13 protein-coding genes are annotated in these 17,163 nt (G+C 61.8%); 5 read left to right on the top strand and 8 right to left on the bottom strand.

Translation table 11 applies throughout. From position 1 onward, the window contains the following. Nucleotides 1-20 precede the first annotated feature (20 nt). The 4 genes from paoC to PS14A_RS14690 all read right to left on the bottom strand — a co-directional run bounded on the left by paoC (nt 21) and on the right by PS14A_RS14690 (nt 5,817). Nucleotides 21-2,219 carry an aldehyde oxidoreductase molybdenum-binding subunit PaoC gene (gene paoC / locus PS14A_RS14705; protein WP_212616585.1) on the bottom strand — a complete coding sequence of 733 codons (2,199 nt, stop codon included), beginning with the start codon at nt 2,217-2,219 and terminating at the stop codon, nt 21-23. Next, on the bottom strand, nt 2,216-3,172 hold the full coding sequence (locus PS14A_RS14700) for a xanthine dehydrogenase family protein subunit M (protein WP_016775138.1): 957 nt from the start codon (nt 3,170-3,172) through the stop codon (nt 2,216-2,218). Before PS14A_RS14700 ends, paoC begins: the two co-directional genes overlap by 4 nt. Continuing rightward, a complete protein-coding gene (gene paoA / locus PS14A_RS14695) occupies nt 3,169-3,792 on the bottom strand; it encodes an aldehyde dehydrogenase iron-sulfur subunit PaoA (protein WP_016775137.1) in 624 nt (207 codons plus the stop codon). The genes PS14A_RS14700 and paoA overlap by 4 nt, the downstream gene beginning before the upstream one ends. Before the next feature lie 270 nt (nt 3,793-4,062). After that, nucleotides 4,063-5,817, bottom strand: a complete 1,755-nt coding sequence (locus PS14A_RS14690; RefSeq protein WP_130902471.1) for an L-lactate permease — start codon at nt 5,815-5,817, stop codon at nt 4,063-4,065. A gap of 245 nt (nt 5,818-6,062) precedes the next feature. Here PS14A_RS14690 and PS14A_RS14685 point away from each other — a divergent pair, with 245 nt between their 5' ends. Continuing rightward, complete coding sequence (locus tag PS14A_RS14685) at nt 6,063-6,269, top strand: hypothetical protein (RefSeq protein ID WP_016775135.1); 207 nt, start codon at nt 6,063-6,065, stop codon at nt 6,267-6,269. Nucleotides 6,270-6,320: 51 nt separating this feature from the next. Here the strand turns inward: PS14A_RS14685 and PS14A_RS14680 are convergent, their stop codons facing one another. Beyond that, the gene (locus PS14A_RS14680; RefSeq protein WP_212616584.1) at nt 6,321-6,602 is read right to left on the bottom strand and encodes a hypothetical protein; all 282 of its coding nucleotides are present in this window, start codon (nt 6,600-6,602) and stop codon (nt 6,321-6,323) included. Nucleotides 6,603-6,881: 279 nt separating this feature from the next. On the opposite strand from PS14A_RS14680, the gene PS14A_RS14675 reads away from it, so the two are divergent. Both PS14A_RS14675 and PS14A_RS14670 read left to right on the top strand, forming a co-directional pair. After that, nucleotides 6,882-7,904 (top strand): hypothetical protein, encoded by a 1,023-nt coding sequence (locus PS14A_RS14675; protein ID WP_212616583.1) that lies wholly within the window; start codon nt 6,882-6,884, stop codon nt 7,902-7,904. A 90-nt stretch (nt 7,905-7,994) separates the two neighbouring features. Next, nucleotides 7,995-8,615 carry a TetR/AcrR family transcriptional regulator gene (locus PS14A_RS14670; RefSeq protein ID WP_024013291.1) on the top strand — a complete coding sequence of 207 codons (621 nt, stop codon included), beginning with the start codon at nt 7,995-7,997 and terminating at the stop codon, nt 8,613-8,615. Nucleotides 8,616-9,199: 584 nt separating this feature from the next. On the opposite strand, the gene preA is transcribed toward PS14A_RS14670, so the two are convergent. The 3 genes from preA to hydA all read right to left on the bottom strand — a co-directional run bounded on the left by preA (nt 9,200) and on the right by hydA (nt 13,437). Then, the gene (gene preA / locus PS14A_RS14665) at nt 9,200-10,474 is read right to left on the bottom strand and encodes an NAD-dependent dihydropyrimidine dehydrogenase subunit PreA (RefSeq protein WP_212616582.1); all 1,275 of its coding nucleotides are present in this window, start codon (nt 10,472-10,474) and stop codon (nt 9,200-9,202) included. After that, complete coding sequence (locus PS14A_RS14660; RefSeq protein WP_212616581.1) at nt 10,475-11,842, bottom strand: NAD(P)-dependent oxidoreductase; 1,368 nt, start codon at nt 11,840-11,842, stop codon at nt 10,475-10,477. It abuts the gene before it with no gap. Nucleotides 11,843-11,997: 155 nt separating this feature from the next. Then, complete coding sequence (gene hydA / locus PS14A_RS14655) at nt 11,998-13,437, bottom strand: dihydropyrimidinase (RefSeq protein ID WP_212616580.1); 1,440 nt, start codon at nt 13,435-13,437, stop codon at nt 11,998-12,000. 623 nt (nt 13,438-14,060) lie between these two features. Between hydA and PS14A_RS14650 the strand changes: the two genes are divergently transcribed. Beyond that, nucleotides 14,061-15,545 carry an NCS1 family nucleobase:cation symporter-1 gene (locus tag PS14A_RS14650; protein ID WP_212616579.1) on the top strand — a complete coding sequence of 495 codons (1,485 nt, stop codon included), beginning with the start codon at nt 14,061-14,063 and terminating at the stop codon, nt 15,543-15,545. Between the two features lie 235 nt (nt 15,546-15,780). Next, on the top strand, nt 15,781-17,064 hold the full coding sequence (locus tag PS14A_RS14645; protein ID WP_122602773.1) for a Zn-dependent hydrolase: 1,284 nt from the start codon (nt 15,781-15,783) through the stop codon (nt 17,062-17,064). The last annotated feature ends 99 nt before the right edge of the window (nt 17,065-17,163 follow it).

Below are 17,163 nucleotides of genomic sequence, written 5' to 3'. Positions count from 1 at the left end.
CCGATGAGGGGCTTTTCGCTTCAGATCATCTCCGGCAATGAATCCAGAATCTTGTCCAGCGTAATCGGATACTCGCGCACCCTCGCGCCGGTGGCGTTGTAGATCGCATTCGCCACCGCCGCACTAACGCCGCAAATCCCCAATTCACCCACGCCCTTGGCCTTCATCGGTGATGAAATCGGGTCGGTTTCTTCGAGGAAGATCACTTCCTGATGCGGAATGTCGGCGTGCACCGGCACCTCGTATCCGGCCAGGTCATGGTTGACGAAGAAGCCCAGGCGCTTGTCCACCGCCAGCTCTTCCATCAATGCCGCGCCGACGCCCATGGTCATCGCGCCGATGACCTGACTGCGCGCCGACGTCGGGTTGAGGATCCGTCCCGCAGCGCACACCGCGAGCATGCGCCGTACGCGAACCTCGCCAGTGGCGGCATCGACGGCGACTTCGACGAAGTGCGCGCCGAAGGTCGATTGCTGATATTTCTCGGCCAGATCACCGAACTCGATGCTGTCCTCGCCGACCAGCGCGCCGCCTTCAGCCGCGTTGCGCAGCGGCAGGCTCTTGCTGCCGACCCGCACCTGTGCATCGGCAAACTCCGCCTGATCCGCGGCCAGCCCCAGCTTGGCCGCCACCGCTTCGCGCAGTTTCACGCACGCAGCGTAGACCCCAGCGGTCGAGCAGTTGCCGCCGAACTGGCCACCGGAACCGGCCGACACCGGGAAGTCCGAATCGCCCAGACGCACCACTACATCATCCAGACCAACGCCCATCATCTCGGCGGCGGTCTGCGCGATGATCGTGTAGCTGCCGGTGCCGATATCGGTCATGTCCGTTTCAACAACGACCTTGCCATCACGCTCCAGGCGCACGCGGGCGCCGGACTTGACCAGCAGGTTGTTGCGAAACGCCGCCGCCACGCCCATGCCGATCAGCCAACGGCCTTCACGACGGGTGCCCGGTTGCGCCTTACGCTGATCCCAGCCGAATTTCTCCGCGCCGATCTGCAGGCATTTGACCAGTTGGCGTTGGGAGAACGGCCGCTCGGTTTTCACCGGGTCGACTTGAGTGTCGTTAGCGATGCGGAACAGCACCGGATCCATCTTCAGTTGTTCGGCCATTTCGTCCATGGCAATTTCCAGCACCATCAGCCCCGGCGCTTCACCCGGCGCGCGCATGGCGTTGCCTTCGGGCAGGTCGAGCGGGGCGAGGCGCATGCTGACGCGGCGGTTTTCTGCGGCGTAGAGCAACTGGCTCGGTTGCGCGGCCAGTTCGACCTTGCCGTCGGCGAGGTTGCCTGACCAGCCTTCATGGGCGATGGCGGTCAGCTTGCCGTCCGCCGTTGCGCCCATGCGGATGCGCTGAATCGTAGCCGGGCGATGGGTGGTGTTATTGGCCATTTGCGGGCGGGCGAGGGCTACTTTCACCGGCCGCCCCGCCATGCGCGCGCCGAGAGCGGCGAGAATCACGTCGGCGCGGATGAACAGTTTGCCGCCGAAACCACCGCCGATGTACGGCGAGACCAATCGGACTTTTTCCTTCGGCAGGCCGAGGGTTTTCGCAATGTCACCGACACTCCAAGCGACCATCTGGTTCGAGGTCCACACGGTCAGCTGATCGCCTTTCCACGCGGCGAGTGTGGCGTGCGGTTCCATCATCGCGTGGGACTGGTCTGGCGTGGTGTAGGTTTGATCGAACTGCACCGGCGCGGCGGTGAAGGCCTTGTCGAAGTCGCCGTGATTGACGTCCGGCAGCTCGTCTTTCGGCTCGACGCCGAGGTCTTTGACGCTGGCCAGATCGAACTTGCCTTCGCTGGTCTCGTAATCGACCCTGACCAGTTGCGCGGCGGCGCGGGCCTGTTCGAAGGTTTCGGCAACCACCAATGCAACGGCTTGCTGGTAGTGCTGCACTTCGGGACCGGCGAGCAGGTGCGCGGCGTTGTAATCGCCTTTGTCGAGCTTGCCGGCATTCTCGGCAGTGACGATTGCGAGTACGCCGGGCGCTGCTTTGGCTTCGTCGAGATGAATGGCTTTGATCCGCCCTTTGGCGATCGCCGAGTCGACCATGAAACCGTAGGCCTGATTGGCCGCCGCTTCATGTTGCTCGTAGGCGTAAGTGGCCTGGCCGCTGGTTTTCAACGGGCCTTCGATGCGCTCGGTGGGCTGGCCGACGACTTTCAGGCGGTCGATGGGATTGGTGGTGGCGGGCGTGTCGAATTTCATGCGGTTTCCCTCGCTTGCGCCAACACCGAAGCCAGCGTGCGCTCGACCAGTGTCAGTTTGAATTGGTTGTCATCGGTGGGTGTCGCGCCTTCGAGCAGGCGTTCGCTGACCGCTTTGGCGCCCTTGGGCAACAGCGCTTCAGCGGCTTCGACCCGCCACGGTTTCGGCGCAACGCCGCCGACGGCGACACGGCCGGTGCCGTCCTTTTGCAGGATCAGACCGACTGAAACAAGGGCAAACGCGTAAGACGAGCGATCGCGGACCTTGTGATAAATGTGCGTGCCGCCGACCGGTGCCGGCAGGGTCACGGCGGTGATGAACTCGCCGGGCGTGAGGCTGGTTTCGATGTGCGGCGTGTTGCCCGGCAATTGATGGAAATCGGCCATGGGAATGCTGCGCGTGCTGCCGTCAGGCTTGACCGTTTCGATCTGCGCATCGAGTGCGCGCATGGCAATGGCCATGTCGCTCGGGTGGGTGGCGATGCAAGCGTCGCTGACGCCGATGATCCCCAACTGCCGGGTGACCCCGCCGATCGCCGCGCAACCGCTGCCGGGGTTGCGTTTGTTGCAGGCCTGGTGGGTGTCGTAGAAGTACGGGCAGCGGGTGCGTTGCAGCAGGTTGCCGGCGGTGGTCGCCATGTTGCGCAACTGCCCGGAAGCCCCGGCGAGCAGGGCGCGGGAGAGCAGGGCGTAGTCCTTGCGCACGCGCGCGTCGGCGGCCAGATCAGTGTTGCGCACCAGCGCGCCGATGCGCAGTCCGCCTTCGGGTGTTGCTTCGATCTGGTCCAGGCCGAGGTGGTTGATATCGATCAGGTGCACCGGGGTTTCGATGTCGAGTTTCATCAGGTCGAGCAGGTTGGTGCCGCCGGCGATGAACTTGGCGCCTTCGACTTGCGCAGCCTGGGAAGCGGCTGCGGCAGGCGAGTCGGCGCGGCTGTAATTGAAGGCTCTCATGCCGGCACCTCCGCGACTTCAGTGATGGCTTCGATGATGTTCGAGTACGCGCCGCAGCGGCAGATATTGCCGCTCATGCGCTCTTGCAGTTCGGCGGCGATCAGCTTCGGCGGCTCGGTCAGGCTCGGGCTGACGTGGCTGGGAATGCCGTCGCGGATTTCCTTGAGCACCGCGACCGCCGAGCAGATCTGCCCAGGGGTGCAATAGCCGCACTGGTAACCGTCGTGCTTGATGAACGCGGCCTGCATCGGGTGCAGCTTGTCCGGCATGCCGAGGCCTTCGATGGTGGTCACCTCACTGCCGTCGTGCATCACCGCGAGGGTCAGGCAGGAGTTGATCCGCCGACCGTCGGCGATCACCGTGCAAGCGCCGCACTGGCCGTGGTCGCAGCCTTTCTTGGTGCCGGTCAGGTGCAGGTGTTCGCGCAGGGCGTCGAGCAGCGTGGTGCGGGTGTCGACTTCGAGGGTTTGCGGTTTACCGTTGACTTGCAGGGTAACTTTACTCATGGCCGGTTGCTCCAGACTGGCCGCGTAGGCCTTGAGGCTGATAAAGGGGGGCATGGCGAACGCCGTCGCGGTTACGGCGCCGAGGATCATGAAATTGCGTCGGGAAATCGGCATGGTTCGATTCCTTGTCTCTCATCGGGCGGCAGGATTGCAAAAGGCCCAAACGGGCGCGCCGGCATGCATGCCAGTCTCGTAAAAGGAGTGACCGCAGCAGGAGGGAAAAGGTTTTGTCGGATTTGCGCCTAAGAGTTATGTGCGCAGCTCATCAATTGACCTGTGGGAGCGAGCCTGCTCGCGAAAGCGTCGGGTCAGACCCAGCCGCTGCTGGATGTGCCGACCTCTTCGCGAGCAGGCTCGCTCCCACAGTGGAGTTGTGTTTTTCAGTTATGGCCCACCCACCACCATCGAGGTAAACGGTGCGACGTACGCCTGCAACGTCACCAGCCCGCCGACCAGGATCGCCAGCACGATCGAGTGGAAGAACACATAACGCAGGATCTCGCCCTCATGCCCGTACCAACGGGTTGCGGTCGAGGCAACGACGATCGACTGCGCATCGACCATCTTGCCCATCACCCCACCGGAACTGTTCGCTGCCGCCATCAGCACCGGGCTGATACCCAGTTGTTCCGAGGTCACCCGTTGCAAGCCGCCGAACAGCACGTTCGAAGCGGTGTCGGAACCGGTCAGCGCAACTCCCAGCCAACCGAGCAAAGTGCCGAACATCGGATAGAAAATCCCCGTCGCCGCGAACGCCAGGCCCATGGTCGCATCCAGCCCCGAATAGCGGGTGAGGAAGCCCAGCGCGAGCATCGCCGCAATGGTGATCAACGAAAATCGCACCACCCACAACGTGCGCAGGTACTGCTTGATCAGTTGCGGGATCGAATAACCCATCAGCAGACCGCCGACGATCGCCGCCAGCAAAATCCCGCTGCCGGTCGCGGTCAGCCAGGTGAACTTGTAAATCGCTTCCTCGGCTTTCGGCGCTGCGACAACCGGCGGCACTTTTTCTATTTGCAGGTGCAGACCGGTGAAGGTCACCGCTGGGGCGAAGATCGGGTTGGCCTCGCGCACCGGTTTGCCTTGCGGGTCGAGCTTGGCCGATTGCGTGACCGGGTCGATCACCGGGCGCGTGTCGAACATGTTCTTGAAGCCCTGCGTGCCCCAGGCAAAAACGAACACCGTGAGAATAATCCACGGCATCCACGCACGCATCACTGCCGGGCGCGCCTGATCGCTGAACGCAGCGCTGGCGGTGACTGTTTCTTCATCGACTTTCGAGTTGTCGACGCGCCCGGACAGCGCTGCCGAGGTGTGGATGGTCGCCGGTTTCCACACCTTGAGGAACAGCGTCAGACAGGCCATGGATATCAGCGCAGCGATGACGTCCACCAGCATCGGCCCGTGGTAGTTGGACACGAGAAATTGCGGGATGGCGAAACTCACCCCGGCCACCAGAATCGCCGGCCACACCTCGAGCATCTTGCGCCACCCGGCAAACGCCCAGATCAACCAGAACGGCACCAGCACCGAGAAGAACGGCAGCTGCCGCCCGACCATCATCGACAGCTCCATCTCATCCAGCCCGGTGACTTTGGCCAGGGTGATGATCGGCGTACCCAGCGCACCGAAAGCCACGGGCGCGGTGTTGGCGATCAGCGCCAGGCCGGATGCGGCCAATGGCGAAAAACCCAGGCCGATCAGGATCGCCCCGGTCACCGCCACCGGCGTGCCAAACCCCGCCGCACCTTCGAAGAACGCGCCGAAGCAGAAGGCGATCAGCAGCAACTGCAAACGTCGGTCATCGGTGATCCGCGCTAGGGAATCCTGCAGCACTTTGAACGAGCCGTTTTCGGTGGTCAGGCGATGCAGAAAGATGATGTTGAGCACAATCCAGCCGATCGGCAGCAAGCCATTCGCCGCGCCGAACAACGCCGCCGAACCGGCCATGCCCGCCGGCATGTCGAAGGCGAAAATCGAGATCAGCAGGGCGGACGCCAGCGCCATCAGCGCCGCCAGATGCGCCTTGACGTGAAAGAACGCCAGCGCCGCGAGCATCACCACCACCGGCACTGCGGCCATCAGCGTAGAGAGCACCGGGTTACCGAACGGGTCGTAGATTTGCTGCCAGACCATGGTCCACCTCTGCTTGTTGTTATTGAGGGTGCAGATCCATTGCATGGGGGTTGGTTGCAAGCAGTATAGGTGGCATTACGCCGCCGTTCGGCCGTGGCGAACGGGCCGACAAACGGTCGATAGTGGCCACTGAATCAACGCGCTTTTGCCCGGTCGTATCTGCGGCTGCGCGCACTGCGTCCCGAAGACGCGGTGCAGCGTGGCGATTTCCGTCGTCAAGACCTTGGGTTTTAGGGAAGTGTTGAATGAAGCAAGCGACAACGATGCTGCTCACTGTGACCGCCGCCGTATTGCTGAGCGGCTGTATTGCGGATTTTGATGATGACCACCGGCATGGCCGGCACTACGACCGCGACCACGGCCGCTATTACGACCATGACCGGCGCTGGGACGACCGCGATGACGACCGCCGCGATGGCCGTCGTTATCACCGTGATCGCGATGATGACTGATTGAATGAAGAGGGCGTTCCCATCAAAGGAACGCCCTCTGTGCATCAGCCTTCAGCTGAAAAAACGAGCGTTCGCCTGGACGCGGGATCGCGCAGGCACCGAGGCCTCGTGATCGAGCAAATGGGTGGCGAGTATGTCGCTCAGAAAACGGAACTGATCGTTGAGGCCGACCACTTCATTGCTGAAATGATTGCTGGCGGCGGGCATCAGCAGATCGTCGAAATCCTTGTTGAACACCAGCGTCTGCGCATTGCGCGGCACGACGTGCTGTTGGTAGTAGTTGCTGCCGAACACCGGGAAACTCACGGCGAGGGTGACTTGGGTGTGGATCATGATGTGAACGCCTCGTTGTGTTTCGGATGGGTCAATCGTGCCTTTCATCAAGGGAGGGCGGAAGGCAATCGTGGCGATGGTGGATATCGATGGCGGTGATGGTTGAGGTTTGTGGTGCTGCTGTTGGCGCCTTCGCGAGCAGGCTCGCTTCCACAGGTGCAAGGCATTCAAATGTGGGAGCGAGCCTGCTCGCGAAGAGGCCGGAACCTTCAGCATCGAAATCGACTGACCTGCCTATACTCAAACCAGCATCTCCCCAAGCCAAAGGACACCACCACCGTGAACCCACGCGCGCTGGTCGTCGCCGCACTGCTTTTGCTCGCCGGCTGCGCCACCTCGGCCCGGGCGCCGGTGAGTGCGCCGCAGGCGGTGGTGGTGTCGGCGCAAACCTGGCAGCAGATCGACCGCGAGATCCTCAGCGCTTCGCAGCAGGCCACCGAGCAGGTCAAGCTGTTCGCCCGTGGCTCAATGGAACATTGGCGCACTCGGGTCTATCAGCAAACTGAAGAAAATTTCATCCCCTGGTTCAGCAGCTACTGGACCCAGGAATGGCTGTCGATGAAGGTCAGTTGGTACACGATCAGCGCCGGCGGTGAGCAGGACGCTTCGGCGAAACGGCTGGCGGCGTATCTGCTTGAGCAATATCAGGAAAAAGTCCTCGCGCCGGTCGCCGTGGAGATCGATCCGGATGCGATCCTGGCGCAGGCCACGGCGTTCTACGCGCAGTTGATGGCGCAGCAGATGCCGCTCATCGCCCAGCGTCATGGTGTGCCGATTGCGCAGCTCAATGGGCGTTTGCAGAAGATCCCGGCCATCGCCCTGGGCCCGCCGCCGGCGCGGGATGCTTCGCTGTTCAAAGTCATCAGCACCGAGCCGCTGAACACCCTCCCGGCGTACGCCGCACTGATCGACAAGATCCACACCGACGGCGGCGCCAAGGGCATTTCCTCCACCGACGCAGCGATGGCCCCGGTGGCCAAGCGCGCCAGCCAACGCATCGAGGCAGAAATGGCCCCGCGCGGCGCCGCCAGTGCGGTGGCGGCAGCGGCGGGTAAACTCGCCGGGGCGATGATTTCCGTCGGCGTGGCCGGCATACGCGCCATCATCCAGGCCAACGACCGCCCCGACAGCGAAGCGCTGATCCGCAGCAGCCTCGGCAACACCTTCGACAAGGCCTGGCAGAAGCTGCTGCAAAATCCGACCACGGGGGTGATGGCCGGCACACTGCACATGGCCGGGCAGGTCGAAGGTAATCTGGGCGTGAGTGAACCAACGCCTATCGGTGTGAGCGCTGTGCCATAGCGCTTGTACCTGCGAAGTTTTGTTGGCGGCGGTCGCGCCCGGATCAGAGCGGATGCTAGTCTTGCGCAACGCTGTTGTCAGGGAGCCCACATGGGCAATCACAAGATCGAAATTCGCCGCAGTAACGTCGAGAAAATCCTGCTGGCGGCGGAAAAGGTTTTCGCCGAAAAAGGCTTCGGCAGCACCGCCATGGCGGACATCGCTGCCGAAGTGCAGTTGCCGCGTTCCAATCTGCATTACTACTTCAGCACCAAGAGCGAGCTGTACAGCGCGGTGCTGTTCGATCTGCTGGAAGTGTGGAAGCAGGACGCGCTGTGCTTCGAGATGTTCGACGACCCGCGCGTGGTGCTGAGCAGTTACATCCGCGCCAAGATGAACCACTCACGCAGCCGGCCGTATGGCTCGAAAGTCTGGGCCAACGAGATCATCCACGGCGCGCCGACCCTGGGCGAGGCGCTGGATGCGAGCCTGTATGACTGGGCGAAGATGAAGGAAGCGAAGATTCGCCAGTGGGTCGAGGACAAGCGGATTCTGCCGGTGGAGCCGTCGGGCTTGCTGTACATGATCTGGGCGTCGACCCAGCACTACGCCGACTTTGATCATCAGGTGAATATTCTGAATGATCACCAGCCGTTGTCGGATATGCAGTTCGAGCGGGCGGTGCAGACAGTGACGGGTGTGATTTTGCGCGGGATCGGGCTGGAGCCTTGAAGAGCACCATCAAGGGCCTACCCTCACCCCAGCCCTCTCCCAGAGGGAGAGGGGGCCGACCGAGGTGTATTGAGAGGTACACCGACCTGAAAGACCGTGTCGATTATGGATGCAAAGCAGTCCTGCCTGTGAACCCCGGTCGATTCTGGATTCACAACAACTCTTACAGGTCGGCGGAGTTTGTCAGCATCCCCCAATCAGTCCCCTCTCCCAGAGGGAGAGGGGGCCGACCGAGGTGTATTGAGAGGTACACCGACCTGAAAGACCGTGTCGATTATGGATGCAAAGCAGTCCTGCCTGTGAACCCCGGTCGATTCTGGATTCACAACAACTCTTACAGGTCGGCGGAGTTTGTCAGCATCCCCCAATCAGTCCCCTCTCCCAGAGGGAGAGGGGGCCGACCGAGGTGTATTGAGAGGTACACCGACCTGAAAGACCGTGTCGATTATGGATGCAAAGCAGTCCTGCCTGTGAACCCCGGTCGATTCTGGATTCACAACAACTCTTACAGGTCGGCGGAGTTTGTCAGCATCCCCCAATCAGTCCCCTCTCCCTTTGGGAGAGGGCTAGGGTGAGGGGCTTTTTCAGACTGCAACGTGATACGGATTGCGCGGATCATGATTCCAGTCCAGAAACGGCTTGCCCGTGTCCATCGGTACCATCTCGATGCAGTCGGCCACGGGGCAGGTGATCTGGCACAGATTGCAGCCCACACACTCCTCATCGATCACTTCATATTTATGCGTGCCGTCGGCCTGTTTCAGACTGCCGATCGCCTGGTGTGAGGTGTCCTCACAAGCGATGTGGCAACGCCCGCAACCAATGCACGCCTCCTGGTCGATCTTCGCGATCACTTGGTAGTTGATATCGAGGTATTTCCAGTCGGTGGTGTTGCCCACCGCACGCCCGGAAAATTCGGCGATATTGGCGTAGCCCTGGCTGTCCATCCACCGCGACAGGCCGTCCTTCATCTCTTCGACAATGCGGAAACCATGCAGCATCGCCGCCGTGCACACCTGCACCGCGCCGCTGCCCAGCGCCATGAACTCCGCGGCGTCGCGCCAGCTGCCGATGCCGCCAATGCCGCAGATCGGCAAGCCCTGGGTCTGCGGGTCACGGGCAATTTCCGCGACCATGTTCAGCGCAATCGGCTTGACCGCCGAACCGCAATAACCGCCGTGGGTGCTTTTGCTGCCGACGGTGGGCAGGGCGACCATGTGGTCCAGGTCGACGCTGGTGATCGAGTTGATCGTGTTGATCAGCGACACCGCATCGGCGCCACCACGATGCGCCGCCCGGGCAGCGACGCGGATGTCGGTGACGTTCGGGGTGAGTTTGACGATCACCGGCAGCGAGCAGTACGTCTTGCACCAGCGCGTCACCTGCTCGACGTACTCCGGCACCTGGCCGACCGCTGCGCCCATGCCGCGTTCGGGCATGCCGTGGGGGCAGCCGAAGTTCAGTTCGATGCCGTCGGCGCCAGTGGCCTCGACCAGCGGCAGGATGTGTTTCCACGACTCCTCGACACACGGCACCATCAGCGACACTATCAACGCGCGATCCGGCCAATCCTTTTTCACCTGAGTGATTTCGCGCAGGTTGATTTCCAGTGAACGGTCGGTGATCAGTTCGATGTTGTTGATGCCCAGCACTTCGCGATTGGCACCGTAATGCGCCGAATAACGCGAGGAAACGTTGACCGCCGCTGGATCCTCACCCAGGGTTTTCCAGACCACGCCACCCCAGCCCGCTTCGAAGGCGCGGACCACGTTGTAGGCTTTGTCGGTGGGTGGCGCTGAGGCCAGCCAGAACGGGTTGGGCGCTTTGATACCGGCGAAGACTATCGAGAGATCGGCCATTTACGCAGCCTCCACGTTGAGCATCAGTTGAGCGTTGATCGCCTCGGCGGCGCGTTTGCCGTGCTGCACCGCTTGCACGGTAAGGTCCTGATCGAGGCTGGTGCAGTCGCCGCCGGCATACACGCCGGGGACACTGGTGCACAGGTTTTCATCGACCTCGATGCGTTCGCCCTGACGCTTGAGTTCGCGCGCCAACGGATCGCTGAGAGCGCTGTCATCGAAGCTTTGGCCGATCGCTTTGAAGATCGCATCGGCAGCCAGCTCGAAGGTTTCTCCGGTGGTTTGCAGACGGCCTTCAACCAGATCGGTGCGGGCGAAACGCATGCCGCGCACGCGGCCCTGATCATCGAGCAACACTTGCTCCGGCTGCGCCCAGGTCAGCAATCGCACCTGGTTGGCTTTGGCGATGTCCTGCTCATGGTGGGTGGCGCCCATGTCTGCGGCACCACGGCGATACACCAGATTGACGTCGCGCGCGCCGAGGCGGGCCATCTGCACAGCCATGTCGATCGCGGTGTTGCCGGCGCCGAGAACGATGCAGCGTTCGGCCAAGGGCAGTTGCGTGAGGTCATCGGCCTGGCGCAGTTCGCGGATGTAATCGGTGGCGGCGAGCAGGCCCGGCGCGTCTTCGTGGGCCAGACCGAGTTGCTTGCTGGCATTCAGGCCGAGGCCGAGGAATACCGCGTCAAACTGCTGATGCAGTTCGCTGAGGGTGAGGTTTGCACCGAGTTTCTGGCCGTGGCGGATTTCTATCCCGCCAATCTGCAGGAGAAAATCCAGCTCCTTCTGCGCGTAGTCATCGACCAGTTTGTACTTGGCAATGCCGTACTCGTTGAGCCCGCCGGCCTTTTCCCGTGCTTCGAAAATCACCACGTCATGCCCGTGCATCGCGCTGCGATGGGCGCAGGACAACCCGGCCGGCCCGGCGCCGACCACGGCGATACGTTTGCCTGTGGCCGGGGCGCGCTGGAACGGATGTTCGGCGAAATGTGCGTTGTCTACGGCATAACGTTGCAGCAGACCAATCAGCACCGGCGCACATTCCTGCGCGTTGTTGCGCACGCAGGCCTGCTGGCAGAGGATTTCCGTCGGACAGACCCGCGCGCAACTGCCGCCGAGGATGTTTGCCGAGAGGATCTTTTGCGCCGCGCCCTGTACGTTGTCCTGATGGATGTTGCGGATGAACGACGGGATATCGATTTCGCTGGGGCACGCATTGACGCAAGGCGCGTCGTAGCAATACAGGCAGCGCGAGGCTTCCAGATGCGCCTGACGGGCATTGAGCGGCGGCGCCAGATCAGTGAAATGGCCGGCGAGGGCGGCCGCGCTTTCGTGCGGGTGGGGGAGGTGGTTCAGGGTCTCGATCACGGTTTATGGCCTCATGGCTAATTGAGGTGCTGCCTCTGGTGGGCAGTGGTTTTATGGCGTCAGGGAGGGCCTCTTCGCGAGCAGGCTCGCTCCCACATTTGCAATGCGCTCACCTGTGGGAGCGAGCCTGCTCGCGAAGGCCGAAGGCCTGGATTTCAGCGTTTAACAGCGCTCGGCTTGTGCAACTCCGCCCGCTTGCTCAACAAATCAAACACCGCCGGGTAGGCCGGCCGTTCGATGTAGCGTCCGGCGCCGCGTTCGGCGCGCAGATCGCCGTCGGCCCAGACCACACGGCCCTGGCTAACGGTGTGGCTCGGCACGCCGCGCACGGTCTTGCCTTCGAAGATGTTGAAGTCCACCTGCTGATGGTGGGTCTTGGCGGAAATGGTCCGTGTGCCTTGCGGATCCCACAGCACCAGATCGGCGTCGGCGCCCACACGGATCGCACCTTTGCGCGGGTAGATGTTGAAAATCTTCGCGGTGTTGGTGGAGGTCAGCGCGACGAAATCCTGCATCGACAATCGCCCCGAGTTGACGCCTTCATCCCACAACACCGCCATACGGTCTTCGATACCGGCGGTGCCGTTGGGGATCTTGCTGAAGTCGTCGCGGCCGGCGGCTTTCTGCTCGGCGCAGAAGCAGCAGTGGTCGGTGGCGGTGGTGTGCAGATTGCCGTTCTGCAGCCCGTGCCACAGCGCCTCCTGGTGGCCGCGCGGACGGAACGGCGGGCTCATCACGTAGCCGGCGGCGGTCTGCCAGTCCGGGTGTTGATAGACGCTGTCGTCGAGCAGCAAGTGCCCGGCCAGCACCTCGCCGTAAACCGGCTGGCCCTTGCTGCGGGCATAGGTGATTTCGTCCAGAGCTTCCTTGGTGGAAACGTGCACCAGGTACAACGGCGTGCCGATGGTTTCGGCAATGCGGATCGCCCGGCTCGCGGCTTCACCTTCGACCTGCGAAGGTCGCGACAGCGGATGCGCTTCCGGCCCGGTAATGCCCTGAGCCATCAACTTGCGTTGCAGGTGATAGACCAGCTCGCCATTTTCTGCGTGCACAGTCGGCACCGCACCGAGTTCCAGACAGCGCTCGAAACTCGCCACCAGAGTGTCGTCGGCGGCCATGATCGCGTTCTTGTAGGCCATGAAATGCTTGAAGCTGTTGATGCCGTGGTGGCTGACCAGATCGGCCATTTCCTCGCGCACCTGCTCGCTCCACCAAGTGATCGCGACGTGGAAGCCATAGTCCGACGCAGATTTTTGCGCCCAGCCGCGCCACTGATGAAACGCTTCCATCAGCGATTGCTGCGGGTTGGGAATCACAAAATCGATGATCGACGTGGTGCCGCCGGCCAGACCCGCCGCCGTGCCACTGTAGAAATCCTCACTGGCCACGGTGCCCATGAACGGCAGTTGCATATGCGTATGCGGATCGATGCCGCCGGGCATCAGGTACTGGCCACTGCCGTCGAGCACTTCGGCGCCGGCGGGAATGTCGAGGTTTTCACCAATGGCTTTGATCACGCCGTCAGCGCAATAGACGTCGGCGCGGTAACTTTCATCATGGGTAACAACGGTGGCGCCACGGATCAACAGAGACATTCCGGATTCCTCGCAGGCATGACCGACTTGTGCCGGTTCTAGATGTTTTATTGAAGTACAGCGGCGCAGTTCATATTCCTGTCATCGCTGTCAGGAATAGAAACTAGTCGCGATTTCAAGAATGATCAAGAATATTTTTTATAAGCTTATAGCTCTTTCAACCTATTGATAAATAAGAATAAATAATATAAATCACCAAAATGGTGAGGCTGCTCACCATTTTGACGCACTTGACAGGATGGAAATATGAGCAAGATTTCCTATGTGAAATCAGCCGCTTGAAGTTGTGCTGCGGTTGCGGGTTCACCGACAAAAATAAATGCAGTGCACCAGTTTGAGTCCTGACACTTCGGACAACTTGCCCGACGTTTAGCCTGAGCGTTCAGACAAGTTTTCCCGGACTCATCGAATATTCAATTAAAACTGATGAATATCAGAAAGTTGCAAAGCGTGCAGTGCACCGCCCAAGCGTTCAGCGCCAGACCGGCACGTTTATTGATGCCGTCGCTGACACCATGGCCGGTGCATGAAAGTTGTCAGTTCCTCCGGCCATCGTCCGGCTGGCGCCGTATGCGCCAGCCGCCTGATGAGCAAAAAATAATCAGAAGAACAGTGGAGCGGCCATGCAACAGACCAGATCACAAGTGACCGAGCGCGACGGCTTGTACGAGCTCGAAGCGGGCAGTGATGTCCTCGACAGTCCCCGCTACAACCACGACATGGCACCGACCAAGGTGCGCGAACGCACCTGGAACAAATGGCACATCACCGCGCTGTGGGTCGGCATGTCGATTTGCGTGCCGACCTACACCCTCGGCGGCGTGCTCACCGCCTATTTCGGCTTGAGCGTCGGCGAAGCGCTGTTGGCGATTCTGTTTGCCAACGTCATCGTGTTGATTCCACTGACCCTCAATGCTTTCCCCGGCACCAAGTACGGCATTCCGTTTCCGGTGCTGCTGCGCTCGTCGTTCGGCATTCTCGGTTCCAACGTGCCGTGCCTGATCCGCGCGTTGGTGGCGTGTGGCTGGTTCGGCATCCAGACCATGTTCGGCGGCCTGGCGATTCACCTGTTTCTCGGCTCGGTGTTCGAGGGCTGGAAATCCCTCGGCGGCACCGGCGAGGTGATCGGTTTCATGGTGTTCTGGGCGCTGAATCTGTGGGTGGTGATTCGCGGTGCCGAGTCGATCAAATGGCTGGAAACCTTGTCGGCGCCGTTGCTGGTGGCGGTGGGCATTGGCCTGCTGGTGTGGGCGATGCCCAATGTGTCGATGACTGAGTTGCTGGCGATCCCGCCCAAGCGTCCGGAAGGCGCCAGCGTGGTCAGTTACTTCGCGGCAGGGCTGACGGCGATGGTCGGGTTCTGGGCCACGCTGTCGCTGAACATTCCCGACTTCAGTCGCTACGCCAAGAGCCAGAAGGATCAGATCCTCGGGCAGATTTTCGGCCTGCCGCTGACCATGTTCCTCTTCGCCGCGCTGGGCGTGGTGATGACCGCCGCATCGGTGAAACTGGTCGGCGTCACCGTGTCCGACCCGGTCACGCTGATCGGCCATATCCAGAGCCCGGTGTGGGTCGCTGTGGCCATGGCGCTGATCATCGTTGCCACGCTGTCGACCAACACCGCCGCCAATATCGTCTCGCCAACCAATGACTTCCAGAACATCGCGCCAAAGGTGATCAACCGCACCAAAGCGGTGTTACTGACTGGTCTGGTCGGGCTGGTGCTGATGGGCCATGAACTGCTGAAAAAGCTTGGCCTGATCGTTTCCGACATCAGCCTGGAAACCGTGTATTCAAACTGGCTGCTGGGCTACTCGAGCCTGCTCGGGCCGATCGCCGGGATCATGGTGGTGGATTATTTCCTGATCAAGAAACAGCAATTGGACCTCGCCGGGCTGTACCGCGATGACGTGTATCCGGCGTGGAACTGGGCCGGCTTTCTCGCGTTTGGTGTACCGGTGGTGCTGACTCTGCTGTCGCTGGGCAGCGATGCCTTCAGCTGGTTCTACAGCTATGGCTGGTTCACCGGCTCAGCGTTGGGCGGGGTGATTTATTACGGGCTGTGTGTGATGCGGGCGCAGCCTTCTGCCGTGAAAACAGCGGTGTGAGCAAGGGCCTTTTCGCGAGCAGGCTCGCTCCCACATTGGAAAAGCATTCTCACTGTGGGAGCGAGCCTGCTCGCGAAGGCGATGCTCCATACACCGCCGAAACTGATCGTTCCCACGCTCTGCGTGGGAACGCAGCCCGGGACGCTCCGCGTCCCAACAGCGGACGCAGAGCGTCCATGGATGAATGCCCACGCAGAGCGTGGGCACTATCGGCATCAGCATTGAGGAGATCCCCATGAACGCAGCCGTAGACGTTCTGCAATCCACCCATCAGCACATCAACCGCGATCGCCTCTGGGCCTCGCTCATGGAACTGGCGAAACTCGGTGCCACGGTCAAGGGCGGCGTCTGTCGCCTGGCCCTGACCGACCTCGACCGCCAGGCCCGCGACCTGTTCGTGCAGTGGTGCAAGGACGCCGGTTGCAGCGTCACGGTCGATGCCGTCGGCAACATCTTTGCCCGGCGCGCCGGACGCAACCCGAATCTGCCGCCGGTGATGACCGGCAGTCACATCGACACCCAGCCCACCGGCGGCAAGTTCGACGGTTGCTTCGGCGTACTCGCCGGCGTCGAAGTGCTGCGCACCCTCAACGACCTCGGCGTGGAAACCGAAGCGCCGCTGGAAGTGGTGGTCTGGACCAACGAAGAGGGCTCACGCTTCGCCCCGTGCATGATGGGCTCCGGGGTCTTCGCCGAGAAATTCACCCTCGAAGAAACCCTCGCCAAGGTCGATGCCGACGGCGTCACCGTTGGCGAGGCGCTGAACGCCATCGGCTACGCCGGCCCGCGCAAGGTCAGCGGGCACGCGGTCGGCGCGTATTTCGAAGCGCACATCGAGCAAGGCCCGATCCTTGAAGATGAAGAGAAAACCATCGGCGTGGTACTCGGCGCGCTCGGGCAGAAGTGGTTCGATCTGAAATTGCGCGGCGTCGAAGCCCACGCCGGCCCGACGCCGATGCACCTGCGCAAGGATGCCCTGGTCGGCGCTTCGGTGATCGTCGGCGCCGTCAACCGCGCCGCCCTCGGCCATCAGCCCCACGCCTGCGGCACGGTTGGCTGCCTTCAGGCCTATCCCGGCTCGCGCAACGTGATCCCCGGCGAAGTGCGCATGACCCTCGACTTCCGGCATCTGGAGCCGGCGCGGCTGGATTCGATGATTGCCGAAGTGAAACAAGTCATCGATGCGACCTGCGAAGAGCACGGCCTCACCTACGAACTGACCCCGACCGCCGACTTCCCGCCGCTGTACTTCGAAAAGGGCTGTGTAGAGGCGGTGCGCGGCGCCGCGAAAGGGCTGGGTCTGTCGCACATGGACATTGTCAGTGGCGCCGGGCATGACGCGATCTTTCTCGCCGAGCTAGGTCCGGCCGGGATGATCTTCGTGCCGTGCGAGGGTGGGATCAGCCATAACGAAATCGAGAATGCCGCACCGGATGATCTCGCGGCGGGGTGCGCGGTGTTGCTAAGGGCGATGCTTGCCGCTTCGGCGATGGTGGCGGCCAGCGAGCGAGCCGCCTAAGGTAAACACACCCAGTAAACCTGTGGGAGCGAGCCTGCTCGCGAATGCGCCGGGTCAGTCACCGAATGGTCTATCTGACCCAGCGCTTTCGCGAGCAGG

Origin of the sequence: Pseudomonas sp. 14A, from assembly GCF_018132745.1 — a bacterium.
In the GTDB taxonomy this organism is placed as follows: Bacteria; Pseudomonadota; Gammaproteobacteria; order Pseudomonadales; family Pseudomonadaceae; genus Aquipseudomonas; species Aquipseudomonas mercuritolerans.
Note: the sequence above shows the minus strand (reverse complement) of the source record. Positions and strands in the feature narration are given on the sequence as shown.

What these genes read in the sequence shown, in the direction of transcription:
- preA (WP_212616582.1), bottom strand. Translation starts at nt 10,474, where the DNA reads ATGGCCGATCTCTCGATAGTCTTCGCCGGTATCAAAGCGCCCAACCCG.
- hydA (WP_212616580.1), bottom strand. Translation starts at nt 13,437, where the DNA reads ATGTCTCTGTTGATCCGTGGCGCCACCGTTGTTACCCATGATGAAAGT.
- PS14A_RS14680 (WP_212616584.1), bottom strand. Translation starts at nt 6,602, where the DNA reads ATGATCCACACCCAAGTCACCCTCGCCGTGAGTTTCCCGGTGTTCGGC.
- PS14A_RS14690 (WP_130902471.1), bottom strand. Translation starts at nt 5,817, where the DNA reads ATGGTCTGGCAGCAAATCTACGACCCGTTCGGTAACCCGGTGCTCTCT.
- PS14A_RS14685 (WP_016775135.1), top strand. Translation starts at nt 6,063, where the DNA reads ATGAAGCAAGCGACAACGATGCTGCTCACTGTGACCGCCGCCGTATTG.
- paoA (WP_016775137.1), bottom strand. Translation starts at nt 3,792, where the DNA reads ATGCCGATTTCCCGACGCAATTTCATGATCCTCGGCGCCGTAACCGCG.
- paoC (WP_212616585.1), bottom strand. Translation starts at nt 2,219, where the DNA reads ATGAAATTCGACACGCCCGCCACCACCAATCCCATCGACCGCCTGAAA.
- PS14A_RS14670 (WP_024013291.1), top strand. Translation starts at nt 7,995, where the DNA reads ATGGGCAATCACAAGATCGAAATTCGCCGCAGTAACGTCGAGAAAATC.
- PS14A_RS14645 (WP_122602773.1), top strand. Translation starts at nt 15,781, where the DNA reads ATGAACGCAGCCGTAGACGTTCTGCAATCCACCCATCAGCACATCAAC.
- PS14A_RS14700 (WP_016775138.1), bottom strand. Translation starts at nt 3,172, where the DNA reads ATGAGAGCCTTCAATTACAGCCGCGCCGACTCGCCTGCCGCAGCCGCT.
- PS14A_RS14650 (WP_212616579.1), top strand. Translation starts at nt 14,061, where the DNA reads ATGCAACAGACCAGATCACAAGTGACCGAGCGCGACGGCTTGTACGAG.